The 17106-nt window shown below is 46.3% G+C and carries 14 protein-coding genes and 8 tRNA genes; 2 read left to right on the forward strand and 20 right to left on the reverse strand.

Features of this window, described 5'->3' with window-relative positions:
- Position 1: 1 nt before the first annotated feature.
- From rodA to leuS, 7 genes are all read right to left on the reverse strand, one after another.
- The gene (gene rodA, locus ACTS60_RS05700) at positions 2-1123 is read right to left on the reverse strand and encodes a rod shape-determining protein RodA (RefSeq protein ID WP_440887464.1); all 1122 of its coding nucleotides are present in this window, start codon (positions 1121-1123) and stop codon (positions 2-4) included.
- A complete protein-coding gene (gene mrdA / locus ACTS60_RS05705; RefSeq protein ID WP_440887465.1) occupies positions 1123-3042 on the reverse strand; it encodes a penicillin-binding protein 2 in 1920 nt (639 codons plus the stop codon). Before mrdA ends, rodA begins: the two co-directional genes overlap by 1 nt.
- Before the next feature lie 29 nt (positions 3043-3071).
- Positions 3072-3542, reverse strand: coding sequence for a 23S rRNA (pseudouridine(1915)-N(3))-methyltransferase RlmH (gene rlmH / locus ACTS60_RS05710; protein WP_005447517.1), 471 nt, complete (start codon positions 3540-3542; stop codon positions 3072-3074).
- 4 nt (positions 3543-3546) lie between these two features.
- Positions 3547-3864, reverse strand: a complete 318-nt coding sequence (gene rsfS / locus ACTS60_RS05715; protein WP_029560931.1) for a ribosome silencing factor — start codon at positions 3862-3864, stop codon at positions 3547-3549.
- A gap of 90 nt (positions 3865-3954) precedes the next feature.
- Positions 3955-4974 (reverse strand): DNA polymerase III subunit delta, encoded by a 1020-nt coding sequence (gene holA / locus ACTS60_RS05720; RefSeq protein WP_440887466.1) that lies wholly within the window; start codon positions 4972-4974, stop codon positions 3955-3957.
- A 31-nt stretch (positions 4975-5005) separates the two neighbouring features.
- Positions 5006-5518 (reverse strand): LPS-assembly lipoprotein LptE, encoded by a 513-nt coding sequence (locus tag ACTS60_RS05725; protein WP_440887467.1) that lies wholly within the window; start codon positions 5516-5518, stop codon positions 5006-5008.
- A 171-nt stretch (positions 5519-5689) separates the two neighbouring features.
- Complete coding sequence (leuS, locus tag ACTS60_RS05730; RefSeq protein ID WP_440887468.1) at positions 5690-8263, reverse strand: leucine--tRNA ligase; 2574 nt, start codon at positions 8261-8263, stop codon at positions 5690-5692.
- 154 nt (positions 8264-8417) lie between these two features.
- Here leuS and ACTS60_RS05735 point away from each other — a divergent pair, with 154 nt between their 5' ends.
- A complete protein-coding gene (locus ACTS60_RS05735) occupies positions 8418-8888 on the forward strand; it encodes a zinc ribbon-containing protein (protein ID WP_010446446.1) in 471 nt (156 codons plus the stop codon).
- A 51-nt stretch (positions 8889-8939) separates the two neighbouring features.
- Here ACTS60_RS05735 and lnt read toward each other — a convergent pair whose 3' ends face one another.
- The 5 genes from lnt to miaB all read right to left on the reverse strand — a co-directional run bounded on the left by lnt (position 8940) and on the right by miaB (position 14566).
- Complete coding sequence (lnt, locus tag ACTS60_RS05740) at positions 8940-10460, reverse strand: apolipoprotein N-acyltransferase (protein WP_440887469.1); 1521 nt, start codon at positions 10458-10460, stop codon at positions 8940-8942.
- Positions 10461-10497: 37 nt separating this feature from the next.
- A complete protein-coding gene (corC, locus tag ACTS60_RS05745; protein ID WP_005425551.1) occupies positions 10498-11397 on the reverse strand; it encodes a CNNM family magnesium/cobalt transport protein CorC in 900 nt (299 codons plus the stop codon).
- Positions 11398-11503: 106 nt separating this feature from the next.
- Positions 11504-11968: an rRNA maturation RNase YbeY gene (gene ybeY / locus ACTS60_RS05750; RefSeq protein WP_440887470.1), complete on the reverse strand. Its 465-nt coding sequence runs from the start codon at positions 11966-11968 to the stop codon at positions 11504-11506.
- Positions 11969-11970: 2 nt separating this feature from the next.
- On the reverse strand, positions 11971-13068 hold the full coding sequence (locus tag ACTS60_RS05755) for a PhoH family protein (RefSeq protein ID WP_440887471.1): 1098 nt from the start codon (positions 13066-13068) through the stop codon (positions 11971-11973).
- Between the two features lie 73 nt (positions 13069-13141).
- Complete coding sequence (gene miaB, locus ACTS60_RS05760; protein WP_440887472.1) at positions 13142-14566, reverse strand: tRNA (N6-isopentenyl adenosine(37)-C2)-methylthiotransferase MiaB; 1425 nt, start codon at positions 14564-14566, stop codon at positions 13142-13144.
- A gap of 258 nt (positions 14567-14824) precedes the next feature.
- On the opposite strand from miaB, the gene ACTS60_RS05765 reads away from it, so the two are divergent.
- Complete coding sequence (locus ACTS60_RS05765) at positions 14825-16000, forward strand: 2-octaprenyl-3-methyl-6-methoxy-1,4-benzoquinol hydroxylase (RefSeq protein ID WP_440887473.1); 1176 nt, start codon at positions 14825-14827, stop codon at positions 15998-16000.
- Positions 16001-16157: 157 nt separating this feature from the next.
- On the opposite strand, the gene ACTS60_RS05770 is transcribed toward ACTS60_RS05765, so the two are convergent.
- From ACTS60_RS05770 to ACTS60_RS05805, 8 genes are all read right to left on the reverse strand, one after another.
- Positions 16158-16242: transfer RNA gene (locus ACTS60_RS05770), tRNA-Leu, on the reverse strand.
- 54 nt (positions 16243-16296) lie between these two features.
- Positions 16297-16371: transfer RNA gene (locus ACTS60_RS05775), tRNA-Gln, on the reverse strand.
- A 46-nt stretch (positions 16372-16417) separates the two neighbouring features.
- Positions 16418-16502, reverse strand: a tRNA-Leu gene (locus ACTS60_RS05780).
- Positions 16503-16523: 21 nt separating this feature from the next.
- Positions 16524-16608: transfer RNA gene (locus ACTS60_RS05785), tRNA-Leu, on the reverse strand.
- An 18-nt stretch (positions 16609-16626) separates the two neighbouring features.
- A tRNA-Met gene (locus ACTS60_RS05790) sits at positions 16627-16703 on the reverse strand.
- Between the two features lie 23 nt (positions 16704-16726).
- Positions 16727-16811 (reverse strand) — tRNA-Leu (locus ACTS60_RS05795).
- Positions 16812-16864: 53 nt separating this feature from the next.
- A tRNA-Gln gene (locus ACTS60_RS05800) sits at positions 16865-16939 on the reverse strand.
- Between the two features lie 31 nt (positions 16940-16970).
- Positions 16971-17055 (reverse strand) — tRNA-Leu (locus ACTS60_RS05805).
- Between the last annotated feature and the right edge of the window lie 51 nt (positions 17056-17106).

Consider the following 17106-nt stretch of genomic DNA (forward strand, 5'->3'; position numbering starts at 1 on the left):
TCTAGGTTGCCTTAGAGAATGCTTTTCTGTGTGTATGAATTGACATCAAAATGCCAAAACCAGCCATCAAGGTCACCATTGAGGTACCACCATAACTGATCAACGGTAAAGGTACGCCTACAACAGGTAGGATGCCACTTACCATGCCAATATTTACAAAAATATACACGAAGAAGCTGAGTACAATACTGCCTGCCATCATTCGACCAAACGCGGTTTGCGCTTGGCTTGCGAGGTAGAGACCACGCCCAATGATAAATAGATAGATGGCTAGTAGGCAAAGGAAGCCAATCATACCCCATTCTTCCGCAATTACTGCAAAGATAAAGTCAGTGTGTCGCTCAGGAAGAAACTCTAGCTGTGATTGCGTGCCTTGTAACCAGCCTTTGCCTGAAATACCACCAGAGCCAATCGCGATTTTGCTTTGTATGATGTGATAACCCGCACCGAGCGGATCGGATTCTGGATTGAAAAGAGTTCGAACGCGGACTTTTTGATACTCACGCATCAGGAAGAACCACAAGACTGGAATGAAGCCCCCCAGCGCAATGGCAGCACCAGCGATGATTTTCCAACTGATACCTGCTAAGAAGATAACGAAGATTCCTGAGGCTGCGATCAGGATTGATGTTCCTAGGTCTGGCTGCTTGGCAATGAGAATAGTTGGAATACACACCATCATCAGAGCGACAATGAGTGTGGTTAATGTTGGTGGCAGAGGCTTTCTACCTATGTAGCGCGCTACCATTAACGGTACGGCAAGTTTTAGCAGTTCTGAAGGTTGAAAACGAACGAAACCAAGGTTAAGCCAGCGCTGAGCACCCTTGGAAGCTTCTCCAAAAAAGAGAACTCCGAGAAGGAGGATAACCCCTCCGACAAACATCAGTGGGGCTAGGCTTTCATAAGTCCTTGGCGATATCTGAGCTAAAACGATCATTACTGCCAGTGATAACACCATACGCATCGCTTGGCGATCCATCATAGCAAAGCTCTGTCCGCTCGCACTGTACATGATGACCAAACCAAATCCCATTAGTGCTAGTATGCCTAACAGCAATGGCAAGTCGATATGAAAACGCTCAAATAAAGCTCGATTCTTACCTGTAGAAGGATCCATTTTCATTAGTGCGATACCTTTTTCTTCGCTGGGTTATCGTCTTGTGATGCTACGTTATCGTCCAAAACAACTCTGTCGAAGATCTTTCTCACTACCGGTGCACCATTACTTGAACCACCACCTGCGTTTTCTAGTACAACAGTGACAACAACTTTTGGATCGTCAAATGGTGCAAACCCTGTAAACAATGCATGGTCACGTAAGTGTTCGGCGATTTCGTCTGCTTTGTACTCTTCGTTTTCACCAAGGCCAAATACTTGTGCTGTTCCTGATTTACCAGCCGTTTGATAAGTCATGTTGTAAAACGAGCGGCGAGCGGTGCCTTTATGACCATGGTTAACTAAGCGCATACCTTCTTTTGCCATATTCCAGTATTTATCTGGAACGTTTTGGATCGGAGGGTAAGTGACGTATTCGGCTGTTTTTTGCTGTTCAAAGTTGCCGCCATTATCAATGGTTGCCTTGAGTAAGTGCGGTGCAGTTACCGCGCCTTCATTGACGAGAACCGATGTTGCTTTGGCGATTTGCATTGGTGTAGCTGTCCAATACCCTTGGCCAATACCAACAGGTATTGTATCGCCCTTGTACCAAGGTGTCTTATGGCGAGCCATTTTCCAATCACGCGTCGGCATGTTGGCTTTGCTCTCTTCGTAAATGTCGATTCCCGTGTAGTCACCAAAACCAAACATCATCATCCAGTTAGAGATTCGGTCAATGCCCATGTCGTAGGCGATTTGATAGAAGAAAGTATCGACAGACTCTTCGATTGACTTGATGATATCAACACGGCCGTGTCCCCAACGTAACCAGTCGCGGAATGGACGAGTGTCGGAGTTTGGAATGCGCCAATAACCTGGGTCATTACGGGTTGTTTTAGGTGTGACAACGCCTTCTTCCAGTGCTGCCACCGCCATGAATGGCTTAATCGTCGAAGCTGGTGGATAAATTCCGAGCGTAGTTCGGTTAACCAGTGGACGATTCTTGTCGTTCAGTAGAGCGCGATAAGCTTTACCTGAGATACCATGTACAAAGGCATTTGGGTCGTAACTTGGGCTAGAAACCATAGCCAATACGCCATTATCACGAGGATCAAGGACTACAGCACTACCTCGTCGACCATCCAGCAACTGATGCACGTACAACTGAAGGTTGATATCGAGGTTTAAGACGATGTCTTTGCCTGGAATCGGAGGAATATATTTTAGTGTACGGATGACACGACCACGGCTATTGACTTCGACTTCTTGGTAGCCCGCCGTGCCGTGCAATAAGTCTTCGTAATATTTTTCGATACCTAATTTGCCGATATCGCGAGTGGCTTGATAGTTTGCATCTTTTTCTTCACGGATCAGGCGTTGCATATCGCGGTCGTTGATTCGTGATACGTAACCAATTACGTGAGTCAGCACTTCTCCGTATGGGTAGTAACGCTTCAAGGTCGCACTGATCTCAACACCAGGGAAACGGTATTGATTGACAGAAAATACGGCTACTTGCTTTTCATTTAATTGGGTCAAAAGTGGAACAGATTTAAAGCGACGTGTACGCTTGCGCTCACGTTGAAAGCGTTCTATTTGTTCTGGGGTAATTTCCAGAATGGTTTGTAACCCTTGGATCGTCTCGTCAATGTTTTTAATCTTTTCTGGCGTTAACTCCAGGTTATAAACGGGACGGTTTTCGGCGAGTAGCACTCCGTTGCGGTCGTAGATAAGGCCGCGGTTAGGTGCGATAGGAACCACTTTAATGCGGTTGTCGTTGGAGCGAGTTTGATAATCTTGGAACTGGTTGACCTGAATGTTGTACATATTGGCAACTAACAGGCCCATCAAGACTACAATACCAAAAAAAGCAACAACAGCACGGCTGGCGAACAGGCGTGCTTCTGCTTGATAGTCTCGAATTTGGGTGCGACGTCTACGAATCATTAACGCTTATCTCTACTGCTAAGTCGCTATTATTCGCGGTGGTAAGGGTGGTTAGCTGTAATGCTCCACGCTCGATATAGGCTTTCTGCCATTACGATACGCACAAGAGGATGTGGCAATGTCAGTGCTGAAAGTGACCAGCTTTGGTCTGCCGCTGCTTTGCATGCTGGTGCCAAACCCTCAGGGCCGCCGATCAGGATTGAAACGTCACGACCATCTAATTTCCAAGCTTCTAATTGTTCTGCCAGTTGTGGGGTATCCCACTTCTTGCCAGGAATATCGAGCGTGACTATACGCGCACCTTTAGGTACTGCAGCCAACATTGCTTCGCCTTCTTTTTGTAGAATACGTGCAATGTCTGCGTTTTTGCCACGTTTACCCGCAGGGATTTCAACCAACTCAAGTGGCATATCGTGCGGGAAACGACGGCGGTATTCTTGAAAACCTTCTTCGACCCATTTTGGCATTTTTGTGCCAACGGCAATTAGTTGAATTTTCAAAAGATTAACCCCAGAGTTTTTCTAATTGGTACAGCTCGCGGTGCTCTTCTTGCATTACGTGAAGCATGGCGTCACCCATATCTAGGACGACCCATTCACCTTCATTTTCGCCTTCCATACCTAGTGGCTCTAGACCCGCTTTTTTCACTTCAGAAGCGACGTGATCAGCGATAGATGAAACGTGACGCTTAGACGTACCAGTACAAATGATCATGTAATCTGTCACGCTTGATTTGCCTTCTACATCTAGAATAACAATCTGTTCTGCTTTCATGTCGTCGGCTTTATCGGCTAAAAAGTCTTTAAGTTCTTCGCGAAGCACTCGGTTTTCCTCGGTATTTTTGTTTCTATCTGTGGGCGTTTTAACTTCACTGGGTTAAAACTGGTTGCGCACTATATCACGCTTTGTAAGCTAAATTGCCAGCTTAATATCAGGTGAACAGGTTTCTAGGCTCAATTGATGGATAGTTGGCCACACAGATTCATCATATTGGGTTTTGGCTTTTATCTCGGCGTGTGCCAATAGAGATAAAAGCGCGCAAATTCGGGAGGCTGACAGGCGAGTCAGCGCAGCATTGTAAAATGGGCGTTTGTTTTGCCACACTCGGTGTTTTTCAAAGACTTGACTCATCGCCATTTGCGTCAGGTCTCGGTGCATGTTGAGCAGTTGGTTGAACTCTTTCTGTATGCTGCGGATCAGAATGACAGCTTCTATACCTTCTGCTTCGAGTTGACGCAAGATACGCTGTGCACGCTTCGCTTTACCCGCGAGTAGGGCATCAATCCAGTGGAACGTTGTAAAGTGATTGTGGCGGCTAAGTGCTTCTTCGAGACGGATAACCGTCAGCTCACCATCTGGATAGAGTAAAGCCAGTTTCTCTAAGCTTTGCGATAGTGCGAATAAATTACCCTCGTGCCACTGTGCCAGCATTTGCAGTGATTGCTGATCCGCTTTTAACCCTAATGCTCGGCAGCGTGCTTGCACAAACATCGGCAAGCGTTGCAAGTCTGGTGTTAGGCAACTTACCCAGTCACCCTTGGCACTCAGTGCTTTGAACCATTTAGCGTTTTCTTGTGCTTTAGTCAGTTTGCTGCCAACCACCACTAACATAATGTCGTCATGGAGCATTTCGCATAGACTGACCAGTTCTTTACTAATGGCTGCGTTGGCACCAGCCTCAGGTAGTTCAAGCTCAATCAGTTGACGACTAGAGAATAGGCTAAGCGCTTGGAAGCAGTCATACACTTGATTCCAATCTAAGCTGGCGTCGACGGCAAAACGGTGTCTCTCTTCAAAGCCTTGTTGGCGAGCCATGTTTTGAATCGCTTGACGGCTTTCCTGAATCAAAAGGGGCTCATTACCAAAAATTAGGTAAACTTGCTTGATATGCTTAGCTAGGTGGTCGGCCAATTTATCTGCAAAAATTCGCATAAGGGTCGTTCAGTTGTTTATTAATTTATTGCTATTGAGCTGTTTCAAACTCAGCTCTTACACGACCAAGTTGGCGCATCATTTGCGATGCTGCTTGTTGGCGCATTTCGTCTTCGATAACGTCACGTTCTACCGATTTTGCCAGTGCGGTTAGCGGGTTATCTAAGAAGTTTCGGTTTACCGTTGTTGTGAACTCTTCAGTGCCTTGTTCTGGGATAGTCACCTGGTAACGTACCACGTAGGTTAGCTCTTTTTCTGCTGCGCGGCTGTTTTGATACAGAGATAGCGTGCGTTCCTCTGTAGTTTCTCCAATGAGGTATAGGTTAGGTGTCGTTTTACTTGGCGTTACTAATTTAACTTTGTTTAGTTCTAGCTGAGAGCGAACATAGCGTGTAAGTGGGCTGTACTCATCGTAGCTTGTGAAAGACATGGTGTGGAGTTCTTCCGGAACGGAATACTCGCCACGAAGGTGAAAACCACAGGCAGAAAGAAGCCCCGCTAATACCAATACCACTGGTAGTTTAATCAAAGAGAAAAAGCGCATTGATTGTATTCATCCTAAATTGAAGGGGTTATTTACCTTAAACCACTCGGCGTGAATGGTTTGAGGTAAATAAACAGGGTAGCGAACTACCCTGTTTAATGACTCTTTACATGCGAATAAGTTCGCACTGCTTTGAGTTATTGCAAGCTGCGTTTCGTTTGTCGCGAAAGGTTAGTTCGCAACGATGTTCAACAGTTTACCTGGTACGTAAATTACTTTACGGATTGTTAGGCCATCTGTGAACTTAGTAACGTTTTCGTCATTTAGACCAAGCTCTTCCACTTGTTCTTTCGTTGCGTCTGCTGCAACAGTCAGTTTCGCACGTAGTTTGCCGTTTACTTGAACAACGATAGTCTTCTCGTCTTCAACTAGAGCTTTCTCGTCGAACGTTGGCCATACTGCGTTGTCGATGTCTGCTTCACCTAGTGCAGCCCATAGCTCGTATGAGATGTGCGGAGTGATTGGGTAAAGCATTGCAACTACCGCTTTTAGCGCTTCATCAAGGATTGCACGATCTTGTACAGATTCTTGAGGCGCTTTCGCTAGTTTGTTCATCAGTTCCATGATCGCAGCGATTGCCGTGTTGAACGTTTGGCGACGAGCGATATCGTCAGTCACTTTCGCGATAGTTTTATGAACGTCACGACGAAGTGCTTTTTGGTCACCAGAAAGTGCTGCTGTATCTACTGCTTCTGCTGCGCCTTTTGATGTGTGCTCGTTCACAAGTTTCCAAACACGTTTCAAGAAGCGGTTAGCACCTTCTACACCAGACTCTTGCCATTCAAGTGTCATGTCTGCAGGAGATGCGAACATCATGAATAGACGTACTGTGTCAGCGCCGTATTTATCTACCATCTCTTGAGGGTCGATACCGTTGTTTTTCGACTTAGACATTTTGATCATGCCTGAGTGCTTAACATCGCGGCCTTCAGTGTCTTTAGCTGAAGTAATACGGCCTTTACCGTCACGCTCTACAGCTACATCTGTTGGTGCAACCCACTCTTTGCCGCCTTTGTCGTTCTCGAAGTAGAACGCGTCTGCTAGTACCATGCCTTGACATAGTAGTTGCTTGAACGGCTCGTCAGAAGTTACGTAGCCCGCATCACGCAGTAGTTTGTGGAAGAAGCGAGAGTACAGTAGGTGCATACAAGCGTGCTCGATACCACCGATGTACTGGTCTACTGGTAGCCAGTAGTTTGCTTTTTCAGGATCTAGGATATCGTCAGCTTGTGGTGAACAGTAACGCGCGTAGTACCAAGAAGATTCCATGAACGTATCGAACGTATCTGTCTCACGTAGAGCAGGTTCGCCGTTGAAAGTTGTCTTCGCCCATTCTTTGTCTGCTTTGATTGGGCTCGTTACGCCGTCCATTACCACGTCTTCTGGAAGGATTACTGGTAGTTGGTCAGCTGGTACTGGGTGAACTTCACCGTCTTCAGTTGTTACCATTGGGATTGGCGCACCCCAGTAACGTTGACGAGATACACCCCAGTCACGTAGACGGAAGTTAACTGTCTTAGTGCCTTTGCCTTCTGCTTCTAGCTTCGCTGCGATTGCATCGAACGCCGCTTGGAATTCTAGACCGTCGAATTCACCTGAATCGAACAGTACACCTTTCTCTGTGTATGCCGCTTCAGAGATGTCTAGCTCGCTGCCATCAACTGGCTTGATAACTGGCACGATGTCTAGACCGTACTTAGTTGCGAACTCGAAGTCACGTTGGTCGTGTGCAGGTACTGCCATTACAGCGCCTGTACCGTAGTCCATCAGTACGAAGTTTGCTACGTAAACAGGAACTTCACGGCCGTTCAATGGGTGAATCGCAGTAAGGCCAGTCGCCATACCTTTCTTCTCCATTGTCGCCAGTTCAGCTTCTGCAACTTTGGTGTTCTTACACTCTTCGATGAACGCTGCAAGCTCTGGGTTGTTCTCAGCTGCGATAGTCGCAAGAGGGTGACCTGCTGCGATACCAACGTAAGTCACACCCATTAGCGTGTCTGGGCGTGTTGTGTAAACTTCTAGGTCTTGTTGACCTTTCACTTCAAACTTGAGTTCAACACCTTCAGAACGGCCGATCCAGTTTCGTTGCATGGTTTTCACCATTTCTGGCCAACCTTCAAGCTTATCTAGATCGTCAAGCAGTTCTTGAGCGTATTCTGTGATTTTGATGAACCACTGAGGAATTTCTTTTTGTTCCACAGGCGTGTCACAACGCCAGCAGCAGCCGTCTTCAACCTGTTCGTTTGCAAGAACAGTTTGGTCGTTTGGGCACCAGTTAACAGAAGACGTCTTCTTGTAAACCAGGCCTTTCTCGTAAAGTTTAGTGAAGAACTCTTGTTCCCAGCGGTAGTACTCAGGTGTACATGTTGCGAATTCACGGTTCCAGTCGTAACCAAAGCCAAGAAGCTTAAGTTGGTTCTTCATGTATTCGATGTTTTCGTAAGTCCATGGTGCAGGCGCAGTGTTGTTTTTCACAGCTGCGTTTTCTGCAGGTAGACCAAACGCATCCCAACCGATTGGTTGCATTACGTTTTTGCCTTGTAGGCGTTGGAAACGAGATACTACGTCACCGATGGTGTAGTTACGCACGTGACCCATGTGCAGTCGACCACTTGGGTATGGGAACATGGATAGACAGTAGAATTTTTCTTTATTTGGGTCTTCACTTACAACAAAGGTCTTGTTGTCATCCCAGTGCTTTTGAACTTTCTGTTCAAGGTCTTGTGGATTGTATTGTTCTTGCATCGATGGTATCCGGTTATCTTGGAATTTGTGAGTTCGGTTAGAACAGACTTTAATAGATCATCATAGAATACCTAAAGCTAGGGATCACAACAATAGCCAATCTATACCCATGTACCTTGAATTGGTGCTGGCAGTAGAAAGATGGAGGTCAGTTATGCCTAAACGTAAAGCAGGTTATGAGGAAATGCTCGAGGATGTGATTGAAACCTTGAAGCACAGTCCGGATGAAGTTAACAAAGTGTTCGAAACGTCGGGCAAAGTGGTGGATGCCGCCAACGACATGACTAAAGATGAACTCTCGTTGATCTCGGCTTATGTTAAAGCGGATTTGAAAGAGTTTTCAGACAGCTATGAAGAAGGAAAGAGTGGACCTTTCTACCTCACGATTGCTGATTCAATCTGGCAAGGTCTGCTCGATATTACCGATCGAACCAAGGTGGAGTGGGTAGAGTTATTTGATGATCTAGAGCATCAGGGGCTTTACGAAGCGGGCGAGGTGATTGGCCTTGGCACGCTAGTCTGTGACGAGTGTGGTCACAAAACGACTTACAACCATCCAACTATCATCATTCCATGTATTAAGTGCAATCATACGGGCTTTAGTCGTCAATCTCTTAAGCCATAGTGGACGTTAGCAAACGAAATAAAAAAGAGGCTCATGAGCCTCTTTTTTTGTTTATGACTTTTTCTTTCTTGGTAACCACCAAGCCAGCATCAAACTCAAGCCAGCCCAAATATACAGCGGCCAAGTACCTACGACTCGATATGGCGTTTGCCCATCTGTCGGAACAAGTTCTGCGCGTAGTACGGCGGTCTCAAACTGAGGAATTTGTTCGATGATTTTACCTTTATGGTCAGTAACGGCGGTTAAACCATTATTGGTCGAGCGAATCAGCGGTTTACCAAGCTCCAACGCACGCATACGAGCGATTTCCATGTGTTGCAGTGGACCAATTGAATGACCGAACCACGCATCGTTAGACAGCGTTAGAATGAAGTCTGTATCGTCAGTGACGTTCTGACGCACTTGCTCACTAAAGATGATCTCGTAACACAACGCAGGGTCCATGTGCTTACCATTCGCCACGATGTTTGGTTGAATGAAGTCACCGCGGCTAAAGGAAGACATTGGCAAGTTAAAGAATGGCGCTAATGGGCGCAGTACATTCTCAAATGGTACAAACTCACCAAATGGAAGCAAGTGATGCTTGTGGTAGCGTTTGTCCATATCAAAGCTGTAGTCACCGTATGGATTCACACCCAAAGATAGAATGCTGTTGTAGAATTGACCGTCTTCACCTTGGTTTACCACTCCAGTGATGATTGCGCTGTTATTCATCTTAGCAGCCGCATCAATATTTCTTAGGAATGATGGCACTTCGATTTCAAACGCAGGAATAGCAGCTTCTGGCCATACAATGATGTCGGCATCCCAGTTTTCACGGGTTAGGTCTGCGTATTTCATGATGGTTGGCCATCGTTGGCTTGGTAGCCATTTTAGTTTTTGGTCAACGTTGCCTTGGATAAGAGCTACTTTGGTAGCGTCTCCTACGCGTGGGGTTACCCAATCGTATTGGCGGATACCAAAGCCAGCACTTAATAACACGGCAGGGATGATGATCATCAGCCACTGTTTGTGAATCCAAGCATACGCCAATGCGCCGGCACTGATCATTACGAATAGCGTTAAGAGCTCTACACCACCAATAGGTGCAAAGCTGGCAAATGGTGCGTCAATTTGACTGTAACCAAGCCATAGCCAAGGGAAGCCTGTCATCACCCAGCCGCGTAGCCAGTCAGTAACTAGCCATAATGCAGGGGCGGCAAGCAGCGCTTTGCTTAGGGTAAATTCTGGGAAGAACTTGTTGCTGAGCCATGCAAACAGGCCGGTGTAAACCGACAAGTAAGCGATCAATAGGCCCATTAGGAAGACGTTTGCAATCAGCGGCATGCCGCCAAAGCCTGCGATGCTGACGTAAACCCAGCTAACGCCAGTCGAAAATTGACCTAGACCCCATGCATAACCGATCCACAGCGCACGCTTAGGCGATTGGTTTGCAAGAAGAATAAGTAGAATGGCAGGGCTGAGTATGGCGATTGGCCATAACTGGTAAGGGGCAAATGCTAGGGTAGTGGAGGCGCCAACAAAAGCGGCCACTAAGGGCCGCTTGAGGCGATGAAAGAGTACATTCATCATTTTATTTTTCTGATATTCCCGATGTTAGGGTATCGCGTTACTCTTGAGTGGCTTCAACCAGCTTTTCTTCGTCTGGAATCGTCACTTGAAGTTGAATGACACGACGGTTGTCGGCTGCAGTCACTTTGAAGCTGTATGCTTCAATATCAACTACTTCGCCACGCGATGGTAGGTGACCAAAAGCAGTCATTACCATGCCGCCAACGGTATCCACTTCTTCATCGCTGAAGTTGGTACCGAATGTCTCATTAAACTCTTCAATGGTTGTCAGAGCTCTGACAGCAAACGTGTGTTTGCTTAGCTTACGGATATCGGTTTCTTCATCGTCATCGAACTCATCTTCAATATCCCCTACGATTTCTTCAAGAATATCTTCGATAGTCACAAGACCAGAAACCCCGCCGAATTCATCGACAACAATCGCCATGTGATAACGTTCTTCACGGAACTCTTTTAGCAGTCGGTCGACACGTTTACTTTCCGGTACAACCACTGCAGGTCGAATTACTTCTTCGATATCAAATGGGTTACTGCCTGAGCCCAAGTATTTGAGTAAGTCCTTCGCTAGTAGAATGCCTTCCACATGGTCTTTATCTTCGCTGATCACAGGGTAGCGAGAGTGCTGAGCATCAGTGATTAACGCGATCAAAGTATCGAGATCGTCTGTGCGCTCAACAGTAACCATTTGCGAACGCGGGATCATGATGTCACGCACGCGCATTTCGGAGATTTCCATAACACCTTCAAGCATGTCGCGGGTGTCGTGGTCAATCAGGTCATTGATTTCAGAGTCGCGGATTACATCCACAAGCTCTTGGCGGTCTTTTGGTTCGCCTTGAAATAGTTGACCTAGACGTTCAAAGAAGGACTTTCTACTCGGACCTTCTGCCTTTTCTTTCTTGCCTTCATTAGAAGAGGGAGAATTATCTTCGTTCATTGTTTCTCAATTAAGTAACGCTATCAGATGTGTGATAGCTCACATAGAAAGACGAGCACGAGATAGTTATCTGGGTGGTTCGCCTTTCCCTGTCGAGCAACCAAAGTTACTCTTTTTCAGCAATGTACGGGTCTTCATAACCCATACCTTGCATGATTTCTGTTTCGAGGGATTCCATCTCTTCAGCTTCATCATCCTCGATATGGTCATAACCTAGCAGATGCAAGCTGCCATGTACAACCATATGCGCCCAATGTGCTAATAGAGGCTTGTTCTGCTCTAGAGCCTCTTTTTCAACGACTTGGCGACAGATGATCAAATCGCCCAGTAGGTCCATTTCCATACCAGGTGGTACTTCGAATGGGAAAGACAGCACATTGGTCGGCTTATCTTTGCCACGGTATTCGTGGTTTAGCTCGTGACTTTCTTGCTCGTCGACAATACGAATCGTCAGTTCCGCTTGAGGCTGAAATAAAGGGATAGTCTTATCTAGCCACAATTGGAAATCTTGCTCAGAAGGTAAGCCTTCTTCATTTTCGACTGCCAGTTGCAAATCAAGTTCAATTGCCATGGTTATTCCTTAGTTGCCGTGACTTGTGCGCTCAGTTCTGCTTTCGCTGCTTCTAGCAGTTTGGCATCACGTTCTTCGCGACGGCGTTTTTCGAACTCTTTACGTTCTTTCTGGTCTTGCGCTTCCCATTTCTCGTAAGCGTTAACGATACGAGCAACCACAGGATGGCGTACTACGTCGTCTGCTTGGAAGAAGTTAAAGCTGATGTCGTCTACTTCGCTCAGTACTTCAATCGCATGACGAAGCCCCGATTTTGCGCCGCGAGGTAAGTCAATCTGAGTGACGTCACCGGTGATAACTGCACGAGAGTTGAAGCCGATACGCGTTAGGAACATCTTCATCTGCTCGACGGTGGTGTTTTGGCTCTCATCAAGAATGATGAAGGCGTCGTTTAGAGTACGACCACGCATGTAAGCAAGAGGCGCTACCTCAATCACGTTACGTTCAATCAGCTTTTCTACGCGCTCAAAGCCCAGCATTTCAAATAGAGCATCGTACAGAGGACGTAGGTAAGGGTCGACTTTCTGGCTCAAATCACCAGGTAGGAAGCCCAGTTTCTCACCCGCTTCAACCGCAGGACGAGTTAATAGAATACGACGGATCTCTTGGCGCTCTAGTGCGTCAACGGCTGCTGCAACCGCTAGGTAAGTTTTACCTGTACCTGCAGGACCGATACCGAAAGTGATATCGTGTGTCACCATGTTCATCAGGTATTGACCCTGATTTGGTGTACGAGGCTTGATCACGCCTTTCTTCGTTTTTACGAAGACTTCTTTGCCGTGTTCGAAAGTTGAGTCTGTCGTTTGCTCCAGTACACCAGATTCCTTAATTGCCAGATGGATCTGTTCTGGTTCAATATCAGGTATTTCGCCACGAACAGGCGCCGTGTCTACGTAAAGGGTTTTGAGAATATCCAACGCAGCCGCTGCAGTATGAGGTTTACCTACAATGGTGAAAAGGTCGCTACGGTGGTTAATTTCAACGCCTAGACGACGTTCTAAATGCTTGATGTTGTCATCGAATGGACCGCACAGGCTTGCTAGTCGGCGGTTGTCTGAAGGTTCTAGATTGATTTCTAGCGTTACGATTTTATTGCTCAATGTTGCCTCTCATTTTATGCCACTTAACGAGAGCCTGATAACGACCAGGCTCTCAATGGCTATTTGTACGAGCTTATGGCGTAAAAGTAGCTACACCTAGCTCATCTTCACGACGTGTTTTCGCCATCATTTGCATTGGTGAAATCACGCTACGAAGGTCCATGTCTTTTTCTGTACGCACTAGCTCACCACGTAGTGAGTTAGCAAATACATCCGTAATCTTCACGTCAACGAACTGACCAATTAGGTCTGCGCTACCTTCAAAGTTTACTACACGGTTGTTTTCTGTACGAGCGCGTAGCTCCATTAGGTTCTTCTTAGAAGGACCTTCAACCAGAACGCGTTGCTCTGTGTCTAGCATTAGACGCGAGTAGCGCATTGCTTGTGTGTTTACTGTTTGTTGTAGCTCGTATAGACGTTCTTTCTTCACTTCTTCAGCTAGATCACAAGGGTAATCTGCTGCTGGCGTGCCTGGGCGTGGAGAGAAGATAAAGCTGAAGCTCATGTCAAAGTCTACGTCTTTGATTAGCTTCATTGTGTCTTGGAAATCTTTGTCTGTTTCACCAGGGAAACCAACGATAAAGTCTGAACTGATTTGGATATCAGGACGCGCTTTACGCAGTTTACGGATGATCGACTTGTACTCAATCGCAGTGTGAGGACGTTTCATCATAGTCAGCACGCGGTCGCTACCACTTTGTACTGGTAGGTGGAGGAAGCTCACTAGTTCAGGCGTATCTTCGTATACTGCGATGATGTCATCAGTAAACTCTAATGGGTGGCTTGTAGTAAAGCGGATACGATCGATACCATCGATAGACGCAACTAAACGAAGCAGCTCTGCAAATGAACAGATCTCACCATCGTGCATAGGGCCACGGTATGCGTTTACGTTTTGGCCTAGTAGGTTTACTTCACGTACACCTTGCTCGGCTAGCTGTGCGATTTCGAACAGTACGTCATCCATTGGACGGCTTACTTCTTCACCACGAGTGTACGGTACTACACAGTAAGTACAGTACTTAGAACAGCCTTCCATGATAGAAACGAATGCCGTTGCACCTTCTGCACGAGGCTCAGGTAGGCGGTCGAACTTTTCGATTTCTGGGAATGAAATGTCCATGACTGGTGCTTCATCCGATTGAGATTGTTTAATCATCTCAGGAAGACGGTGAAGCGTTTGTGGACCAAAGATTACATCTACATATGGCGCACGTTGACGAATGTGATCGCCTTCTTGAGTTGCAACACAACCACCTACACCGATAACAACGCCAGGCTTTTTATCTTTAAGTGTTTTCCAACGACCAAGTTGATGGAAAACTTTCTCTTGCGCTTTTTCACGGATCGAACAGGTGTTAAGTAGAAGTACGTCTGCTTCCTCTGGCTCTTCAGTCAGCTCATAGCCGTTTGCAGCATTAAGCAGGTCGGCCATTTTTGATGAATCGTATTCGTTCATCTGGCAGCCCCAGGTTTTAATTAGCAGTTTCTTACTCATCTCACTTTCGCTCGTTCAGTTGTACTTAAATCGGAGAGCTATTGCTCAAATTATAGCCGCCATCACGGCGGTAAGCGGCGTATTGTACTGCTTTAAAAAGCACCTGACTAGTGATCTGACGAATTCTCTGCAAACCCTGATGAAATCTAGTTTTTTGCCCTATATACAGCAAGGTTTTTTGTTAAAGAATTTTGTAAAAATAGTCGTGGAACGTACAATTAAAAAACGCCAATTAATCAATACGATGAAGAGCAAAAAATGAACAAGTATGACATCGCCGTAATCGGTGGAGGAATGGTCGGGGCCGCGGTGGCTGTTGGGTTTGCCAAGCAAGGCAGAAGCGTTGTGGTAGTAGAAGGCGCAGAACCCAAGGCTTTTGAGGCTTCTCAAGCATTGGATATTCGTGTATCTGCTATTTCCCATCAGTCAGTGAAGCTACTTGATTCATTGGGTGCGTGGTCTGTAATTGAAAGCATGCGTGTGTGCCCTTATCGTCGTTTGGAAACGTGGGAACATCCTGAGTGCCGTACTCGTTTTCACTCTGATGAGCTGTCATTGGAGCAGTTAGGCTACATTGTTGAAAATCGCCTAATCCAACTTGGTCTTTGGCAAACTTTCGCGCAATATGACAACTTAACGTTGATGTGCCCTGAACGATTGAAAGATATAGAATTTACCGAGGTAAACCGTGTAACCCTAGAAAGCGGCGAGCAGTTTGAAGCAAATTGGGTGATTGGTGCCGATGGCGCGAACTCGAAAGTTCGTCAATTAGCGGGGATTGGTGTAACCGCATGGGATTACCGTCAACACTGTATGCTGATCAACGTGAAAACCGAACTTCCTCAACAAGACATCACTTGGCAGCAATTTACTCCGTCAGGTCCACGCTCGTTCTTGCCGCTATGCTCATTAACTGAAGATGGTAAAGAAGTCGGGCAGGGTTCACTGGTTTGGTATGACTCGCCAAAACGCATTAAACAATTGTGCGCGATGACCAAACCGCAGTTAAGAGAAGAGATCCTACGCCATTTCCCTGCCGAATTGGGCGATATTGAAGTTTTACAGTTTGGTTCATTCCCACTCACTCGTCGTCATGCTCAAAGCTATTCAAACAAGAATTGCGTGTTAGTTGGTGATTCTGCTCATACGATCAATCCACTTGCTGGGCAAGGCGTAAATCTTGGCTTCAAAGATGCTGATATCCTGCTTTCAGTTACGGATCAGCAAGAGCAACTTAACGATGCATTGCTTGCCAAATATGAACGTACTCGTCGTCCCGATAACTTGTTAATGCAAACAGGCATGGATGTCTTCTACAAAGGCTTTAGCAATGATTTAGGTCCATTGAAGTTTGCTCGTAATGCTGCATTAAAGCTGGCGGAAAACTCAGGACCGATTAAAGCGCAAGTATTGAAGTATGCGCTAGGTATGTAAAAGACTTCTGAGCACATAGAAAGCCGTCGATAAAGCAATAGATAGAAAAAAAGCGAGCCATGAGCTCGCTTTTTTAATTCGATAACTCAGAGAGTTACCGAGTCCAGAATCGGAAAAAAGAAAAAACCCAGCAAATCAATGCTGGGTTTCTCAAGAATGGTGCGGAAGGAGAGACTTGAACTCTCACACCTTGCGGCGCCAGAACCTAAATCTGGTGCGTCTACCAATTCCGCCACTTCCGCAACTTATTCTGTAGTTATCAAGGTAATTGGTAAAACCTCAACAACGTTGTGTATTGGCAGGGCTACCTGGATTCGAACCAGGGAATGGCGGCATCAAAAGCCGCTGCCTTACCGCTTGGCGATAGCCCTACTAGTCTTAGCCTTTCAACTAAGTGCTTTCCTGTAAAGGAAAGAATGGTGCGGAAAGAGAGACTTGAACTCTCACACCTTACGGCGCCAGAACCTAAATCTGGTGCGTCTACCAATTCCGCCATTTCCGCAAAGTATAGATTATTTTTAGATGGTGCGGAAGGAGAGACTTGAACTCTCACACCTTGCGGCGCCAGAACCTAAATCTGGTGCGTCTACCAATTCCGCCACTTCCGCATCTAAAATCTATATTAATGGTGGCTACGACGGGATTCGAACCTGTGACCCCATCATTATGAGTGATGTGCTCTAACCAGCTGAGCTACGTAGCCATTCTATATTCTTTAATCAAGTATGGTGCGGAAGGAGAGACTTGAACTCTCACACCTTGCGGCGCCAGAACCTAAATCTGGTGCGTCTACCAATTCCGCCACTTCCGCAACTTAATCTGTAGTTATTGATGTAATTGGTAAAACATCAGTAACATTGAATATGGCAGGTCTACCTGGATTCGAACCAGGGAATGGCGGCATCAAAAGCCGCTGCCTTACCGCTTGGCGATAGACCTACGGGCGATAGTCCTAAGACATATCAAATAATGGTGCGGAAGGAGAGACTTGAACTCTCACACCTTGCGGCGCCAGAACCTAAATCTGGTGCGTCTACCAATTCCGCCACTTCCGCATAATTACTGAGTAAACTCAATAATCAAAATAGTGGCAGGTCTACCTGGAT

The sequence above is a fragment of the Vibrio sp. WZ-1 genome (assembly GCF_052037695.1).
Classification (GTDB): domain Bacteria; phylum Pseudomonadota; class Gammaproteobacteria; order Enterobacterales; family Vibrionaceae; genus Vibrio.

Excerpts from the sequence above, each read along its gene's own strand:
- rodA (WP_440887464.1), bottom strand. The coding sequence starts at position 1,123 with ATGAAAATGGATCCTTCTACAGGTAAGAATCGAGCTTTATTTGAGCGT.
- mrdA (WP_440887465.1), bottom strand. The coding sequence starts at position 3,042 with ATGATTCGTAGACGTCGCACCCAAATTCGAGACTATCAAGCAGAAGCA.
- holA (WP_440887466.1), bottom strand. The coding sequence starts at position 4,974 with ATGCGAATTTTTGCAGATAAATTGGCCGACCACCTAGCTAAGCATATC.
- ACTS60_RS05725 (WP_440887467.1), bottom strand. The coding sequence starts at position 5,518 with ATGCGCTTTTTCTCTTTGATTAAACTACCAGTGGTATTGGTATTAGCG.
- leuS (WP_440887468.1), bottom strand. The coding sequence starts at position 8,263 with ATGCAAGAACAATACAATCCACAAGACCTTGAACAGAAAGTTCAAAAG.
- ACTS60_RS05735 (WP_010446446.1), top strand. The coding sequence starts at position 8,418 with ATGCCTAAACGTAAAGCAGGTTATGAGGAAATGCTCGAGGATGTGATT.
- lnt (WP_440887469.1), bottom strand. The coding sequence starts at position 10,460 with ATGATGAATGTACTCTTTCATCGCCTCAAGCGGCCCTTAGTGGCCGCT.
- corC (WP_005425551.1), bottom strand. The coding sequence starts at position 11,397 with ATGAACGAAGATAATTCTCCCTCTTCTAATGAAGGCAAGAAAGAAAAG.
- ybeY (WP_440887470.1), bottom strand. The coding sequence starts at position 11,968 with ATGGCAATTGAACTTGATTTGCAACTGGCAGTCGAAAATGAAGAAGGC.
- miaB (WP_440887472.1), bottom strand. The coding sequence starts at position 14,566 with ATGAGTAAGAAACTGCTAATTAAAACCTGGGGCTGCCAGATGAACGAA.
- ACTS60_RS05765 (WP_440887473.1), top strand. The coding sequence starts at position 14,825 with ATGAACAAGTATGACATCGCCGTAATCGGTGGAGGAATGGTCGGGGCC.